This is a genomic window from Flavobacterium sp., assembly GCF_003525665.1.
GTDB lineage: Bacteria > Bacteroidota > Bacteroidia > Flavobacteriales > Flavobacteriaceae > Flavobacterium.
The window spans coordinates 1-6,931 of record NZ_DQDX01000195.1 but is presented as its reverse complement, the minus strand read 5'-3'; the positions used below and the strand labels follow the sequence as shown (position 1 = coordinate 6,931).

Here is a 6,931-nt window from a genome sequence, read left to right as displayed (position 1 = left end):
CTATTTATAATGTAAAGCTATTTGCCCTAGTTGTCCTAACATTTTAAAGGAATCTTTACCCGATAATTTTGAACCATTCGTATGAACCCATCTATTTAATGGTTTCTCACACAATAAAGTTTTGGCTTTTTCTAAACCATATTTCTGTCTCATTCTCATAAAAATTTCAACATCAAACAACCAATTAGTTAAAAATTTGGTTTGAAATGTATCTTCAACAACGTCTTTAGTCATGATTTTTGCACCGCATTGTGTGTCTTTAAAATCCATTCCTAATGTTTTTCTAATAATAAAATTTATTGTTTTACCACCTATTGCTCTCTCTGATTTTTTTTCAATAGCAGCACCCATTCTTGTCATTCTTGAACCGCTTACAATTTTAAAATTTGAATTTTTAATAGTATCGACTAAAGTATCGAAGTCTTCAAAATTGATTGATAAATCAGCATCTAAAAAACCTAAATAATCAAACTGTTGTTGTTTTGCCAAATGCAACATTCCCAAACGAACAGCTTCTGCTTTTCCAACATTTCCTTCACAATTGTAAACACTAATTCTTCCTTCATTCTTCTTTTTTAGATTGTATAAAAGATCTAAATTATTGCTTTTACCTCCATCGTTCACAAAACACAAATGATAACTTAAATTGGAATTTACAATTTTTTGAAATTCTTCACTCATCAATCGTTCTTCTTCATTAAAGAAAGGAATAACAACTCCGACCACTTTATTTTTAATAAATTTTTCTTTGTGGTTAACGTAAGTTGCATTACTGTTTCCAATTAATTTTTTTACTCGAATACCAATTTCATTTAAACTTAAAGGTTTCTTGAGATAATCGGTCGCGCCCAATGCGAATCCTTTTTCTATAATATCTTCATTATTATTTCCTGATAATATCAGAACTGGTGTTTTATGCTTTTTGATAACTTTAATATATTTAACAACATCCAATCCAGAGCTTTCATTTTCAGAACTATCATGATTATCAATGATTTTTTCTCCTGCATATTCAGGCATATTTATATCAGCGATAACTAAATTTGGTATATAGGAATCATACTTCTCTCTAGCGTCATTTACTGAATTTGAAGTCATAACGTCATAACCTAAATCAGTTAAACATTTTTTTAAAGACAGTACTACTAATTCCTGGTCGTCTACGATTAATATTTTCATGTTTTCAGTTGTTTATTTTTATTCTTAATGTCAAATGTACAATAGAAGTGCAACGTCAATTTGAATTTTAGACCAATGCTTATATTTGTAACGACGAGTGGTTTTTTTCTTTAGACATATAAAATTCGTCTATAAAAGGTTTATTACTATATTTACATCATCAAGAAAGCACTTTTAGTTTGTGAGAGAAAAATCGAATAAATATTTATTGGCTGCGTTATTAATTGGATTGGTTTTCCACGGAAGCGCTATTTTCTTTACTTTAGAAAACACTTACGATGCTTTAATTCATTTATTCTTTGGAAATCATTACGCCAATAGTTGGTTTGAGCCCTGGAATTACAGTTGGTACACCGGATTTACCGTTATGGGTTATCCACCATTAGTGCATCAATGTATTGGATTGCTATCTTTTATCGGTGGATTAAAATTCGGATTATTTACCGTTGCTATCATTGGTATTCTGCTTTTTATTACAGGTGTTTTCAGATTTTCGCTTTTAATGACAGGCAATCGAAATGTAGCCGGATATGCTGCTTTACTAGCGGTTTTTTCTTCGTCATTTGTCGAAACACTTCATATTTTTGGTCAGTTGCCAAGTATTGTTGGAATTTCTATTTTAATGCATGCGTTACCTGAAATTTATCTTTGGATAAAAACTGGTAAAAAGAAATACTACTTCACCTCTATTTCCCTTATTGCAGTTACTGTTTGCTCACATCACGTTACACCTTTATTCGGAATGATATTCTTTATCTTACCATTAATTGGAATGACTGTAATGGATGTAGCTCGTGAAAAAGTTGATTCCTACCAAAAAATTAATATAAAATTGTTTATTCAAACGGCATTTTCATTACTAAAAAGGATGATTGCCTTTGGATTTACAGCTGTATTTCTAATCGTATTTTGTATACTTCCCTATTGGATTAACTCAAAGAAAAATCCAATTACACAAGTACCAATTCCTCACGGAAGTCGTGATAATTTCCTCGAAGTAACTTCTTCTGGATTGATGTTTTTTGTTATTCCTTGGGGAATTTTAATGTTTTTGTTACCTTATATATTTTATAGATATTACAGCAAACGCTACATTTTCTTTGGGTTATCAATAACATTATTAAGCGTTTTAGGAACTGGCGGAACTACTCCAATTCCGTTGAAAGTTTTGGGAGACAACGCCTTTAATATTTTAACACTCGACCGATTTACACTTTGGGCAGCGATTATGAGTTTACCCATGTTTGGCGAATTTGCGTACCGATTGGTGGAAGGCGATTTAAGAACTAACTTGCAAGAACGATTTGGCTCGGTGTATTATAAAATTCTTTCCGGATTATTTGCTGGTTCGTTTTTATTCATGTCGATTTTTACGATTACTTTGGGTTATTTTCGTCCGTTTCAACCTCAAAAAATCAATACGTTACCAATTATCAATTTCTTAAACCAAGACCAACACGACCAATGGCGTTATTTGCCTCTAGGTTTTGGCGATCAAATGGCAACATTGTCTTATCAAACTAAAGCATTAACTGTTGACGGAAATTATCATTCGGCACGACGATTGCCTGAACTAACTTCGCGCGCTGTTGAACGTCTGGAAAATTCAAAATTTAGAGGTTTAGAAGGTATTGGTTCATTACAACAATTTTTAACGGTTCCCGAAAAGTACAACCTGAAGTATGTTTTTTCTAATGATAAATTCTATGATCCCATATTATATTTTTGCGGATGGCATCGATTAACGCAATTGGAAAACGGAATTATGGTTTGGGAAAAACTCAACGTTCCGCCATTATCCAAAATTCTTCCTTTTGACGATGTGCCTTTGTATCAAAAATTGATGTGGGGAATTATTCCATTACTTACAGTGATTATCGCTTTTGTTTTGAACGTACAAATGATTTTATATCAAGCTTTAAAACTGAAACCAATTACCCAACCCGATTTTTTCAAATTTGCTGTAGAGTATAAAAAATTCCCAAGAAAACTTGTTGCGCTACTTCATCTTTGGACTGGAATGATATTGGTAATCATCTTTTATTTTGTTTATCTGTTTTATGTCAACAATACATCGCAATTAAGTCCGAAGAATGTTATAAAAGCGTATTACGATGCAATCGATTTTAAAGAATTTGAAAAAGCGCATTCGTTCTTAGATCCAAACGGAAACAAATCGTTATCGCAATTTATGTTGGAAACAGCGGTGCAAGATGGTATTTTAAATTCGTATGCTAAAATGGATGCTATTGACATTCAAATTGTAAAGCAAACTAAAAATTCAGCCAAGATCATTGCCAAAACCAAATGGGTAACACCTATAGAAATCATAGAAAAAAACTACACCCATGAAGTTATAAAAGAAAAAGGCAAGTGGTTTATTGTTCCAAATAAAATAGATTTGGATATTCCACCAGATCAATTTCTTGCCAATAACGGAACCGAATATTTCAAACACGGAAGACGTGCTGTTTCTACACAAATGACTTATCACGATGATGTTTTGAAACAACCTGTTTTAGAAATTTTATCGGCAAAACTCATTCAATACAATAAACAATACATTATAATTGGAGAAGTTCAAAATGTCGATAATGTTCCGGCCGACGTAGTTTTGAAGGCTACTTTATATGATAAAAACGACAAGAAATTAGCATCGTTCAATTCGAAATACGAAATCAAACACAAACTGATGCCAAAAGAAATCACCAGTTTTAAAGTTAATTTTGAAGACATTGCTTGGTCAAAAAATACTGATGTAAAACCAAAAACATTCAATCCAAACGAATTTTCTCCATTAGAAATTATAGAAAATCCTGTAACATTTGACATTCAATGCGCCGGAAATGTTGCCATAACCGATTTGTATACACAAGTAGCGCTTTCTGATTTTGCTATCGAAAACAATCACATAAAAGGAACTTTGTTTAATTTCGGAATTCAAGAAAGTACAATTCCTGAAATTTTGGTTTCTTATTATAATGACAAGAAAGAACTGATTTACGTGGATCATTTCTTTATGCGTGAAGGTGTTCGTGTGCAACGCAAGAATTATTTTGATTACGAATTGCTGAATTTAAAAAAATGCAAAACACTAAAATCATCGTTGGAAAATTGTTTTGTGAATGGTTTGGCCAATGAATCAATTTCTAATGCAGTGGTTCCAAATCGGAAAACTTCTCAAAATCAGGAACAATTACAAAAAGTAAAAGGTAACGGATTTGATTACATCAAAATCGAAATTAATAATTATGTAGGAAATCCAAGATGATGAAAAAAGCAATTTACATATTATTTTTATTGAGTGCTTTGCTCCTTTTGGCATTCGGAACTGCTTTGGTTTCGGATAAAAAAGCGTCGTTTGAATTGGTTTCGAATACTAAAACTTTCACTGCTGGAAATTCAATTAAACTGGAATTTCATCCGAATTCTGACAGTGAAAAACCCCAACTTTTCATCATTCATTCGTACGGCAAAACATTACTTGATGCAACTGTTAAAAAAGGAAATTACATTTTTAAAATTCCTGAAAATTATTGCAAAAAAACAGGTGAAGTTTCATGGTTTTTAATCAACGAAAATGAAACAAGAAGTTCAGGAACTTTTGAAATTCTGCCAAATGATACAACTAAAACTGTCGTTGAAAATTATCTTGGACCACGAACCATTCTAGCTGGCGGAAAAGAATTCACGATGATGGTAACGGTTCCAACTGATGGTTTTGACAATCCGAAAAAAGAAAACACTACTGTGATTTTGAAACATCAATTTTTGCAAAACGTAACCAATCTCAATTTAAAAACTAAAAACTTTATTGCTTGGTACGACATCTATTCTCCAAATAAATCAGGAAAAATGTTGGTTTCAACAGAATGTGACAAAATCGCAACCAAAGAAATTGAAACCGAAATCTATCCAAATATTGCAACCAATTTTACTATAGATTACAAAAGAAATCACGAGTTTGCCGATGGAAATCAGATTACGCATTTTACAACATCTAGCATAAAAGACCAGTACGGAAATGTGGTTAGCGATGGCACTTTGGTTTCGTTCCTTATCAAAACTAAAAACAATTTGGTATTGAAAACTTTTGGAACAACGATAAACGGAATTGCTTCAGCTCAATTATTGCATCCAGATCATCAAGAAGTATATTCTGTGAAAGGATTTGTAACCGGAATTGCCGAAAGTAATTCAATCACCATCAATTACAAACCAATTATTTCAACATTCGGTTATTCCTTTTCAAATAAAAATAGAACGCTTAAAGTTGGACCAATTACAAGTTTTATGAATCAATTGGTTCCTGATGGAATAAAAGTTATTGTAAAGATTTTATATAAAGATAAATTAGTGGCAACTTTACAAGAAGATACATACAAAGGATTAGCCATTTTTGAGCTTTCCGAAGATTTTTATAAAGAGAAAAACTATCGTTTTGAAATCACAACATTAGGCATTACCAAACAAACAGAAACACTAAACTATGAGCTTAATAAATAATAAAAACACGATTCGTACGGTCTTGCTTAGCTCATTTATTTTACTAAATGTGTTGTTGCTTTTTGCTTTGAGTAGCATTTTAGAATATTTAAATACTGGCGCCGATAGAACTTCGATGTTGCATTTGGAAAAAGAAACTGTGAATACTTATTTACCAAAAGTTATTTGGGAAAAACTGAATAACGTAGGTAGAGAAATGGAGCAAAATACCTTAAAAACAATTGAAAAAGACTATTTATTTTCATGGTACATCAAAAATAAATCGTTAGAAAACAATAAAAAAAATGGCATAGAAGATTATTACACACAAAATGCTCGAGTGAATTTGTACAACAGCATTGATTATAATTTGAAAAACAAAATCACAATTGAAAGTACTACTTTAAAACACAATCCGAAATTGGAATTTTATAGTGAAAACGGACAACAAGTGGTTTTTACTGATAAAAATGTCATCGAATTTCAAAAAGTTTATAAAGACAAAAAATTAATTTCAGAAGTTCAAGATACGGCAACCTACAAAGTTTTGATGTTGTTGGAAGATGGTTTTTGGCGCATTCGTCACATTCAAAAAATGAAACCTGAACCAATTAAAAAAGACACTTTGAAAGTCAATCCGGAATTCAAAGTTGTTGGAAAAAAGATAAAGTACAACAATTCCGATTTTATAAGTAAAGGAATAAATTACTATCCTAAAAATTCGGCTTGGGATACTTTTGGCGATCGATTCAACAAAGATACCATTGCAAAAGATTTTGATATTATCAAAAAATCAAAGCTGAATTCGATTCGGATTTTTATTCAATATGAAGATTTTGGTAAAGCAGATATTAAACCTGAAAAACTAGAAAAACTTAAAACTTTATTGGATTTGGCAGAAGCAAAAAACCTGAAAGTTGTGGTGACTTTATTTGACTTTTACAGTGATTATACTTTAGAAAGTTGGACATTGACTAGTAGACATGCCGAAAAAATTGTTACTGCCTTTAAAGATCATAAAGCTATAATTGCTTGGGATATTAAAAACGAACCGAATTTAGATTTTGAAAATCGAGACAAAAACAATGTATTGAATTGGTTGCAACAAATGATTATTGTAATTAAAGAAAATGACCCGAATCATTTGGTTACAATTGGTTGGTCGAATTCGTACGAAGCTACCAATTTAGAAGACAAAGTAGATTTTGTTTCCTATCATTTTTATAATGCTATTGACGATTTTGAAACTGAATATGCAATCTTAGAT

At 31.4% G+C, this 6,931-nt stretch carries 4 protein-coding genes; 3 read left to right on the top strand and 1 reads right to left on the bottom strand.

What is annotated here, in order from left to right; all coding sequences use genetic code 11:
• The gene (locus DIU01_RS13825; protein ID WP_290835420.1) at nucleotides 1-1,179 is read right to left on the bottom strand and encodes a response regulator; all 1,179 of its coding nucleotides are present in this window, start codon (nucleotides 1,177-1,179) and stop codon (nucleotides 1-3) included.
• A 181-nt stretch (nucleotides 1,180-1,360) separates the two neighbouring features.
• Here DIU01_RS13825 and DIU01_RS13820 point away from each other — a divergent pair, with 181 nt between their 5' ends.
• From DIU01_RS13820 to DIU01_RS13810, 3 genes are all read left to right on the top strand, one after another.
• Nucleotides 1,361-4,450: a hypothetical protein gene (locus DIU01_RS13820; RefSeq protein ID WP_290835418.1), complete on the top strand. Its 3,090-nt coding sequence runs from the start codon at nucleotides 1,361-1,363 to the stop codon at nucleotides 4,448-4,450.
• On the top strand, nucleotides 4,450-5,685 hold the full coding sequence (locus DIU01_RS13815; RefSeq protein WP_290835416.1) for a hypothetical protein: 1,236 nt from the start codon (nucleotides 4,450-4,452) through the stop codon (nucleotides 5,683-5,685). Before DIU01_RS13820 ends, DIU01_RS13815 begins: the two co-directional genes overlap by 1 nt.
• The coding region (locus DIU01_RS13810) for a cellulase family glycosylhydrolase (protein WP_290835413.1) at nucleotides 5,669-6,931 on the top strand (1,263 nt) is incomplete at its 3' end. The genes DIU01_RS13815 and DIU01_RS13810, both read left to right, overlap by 17 nt.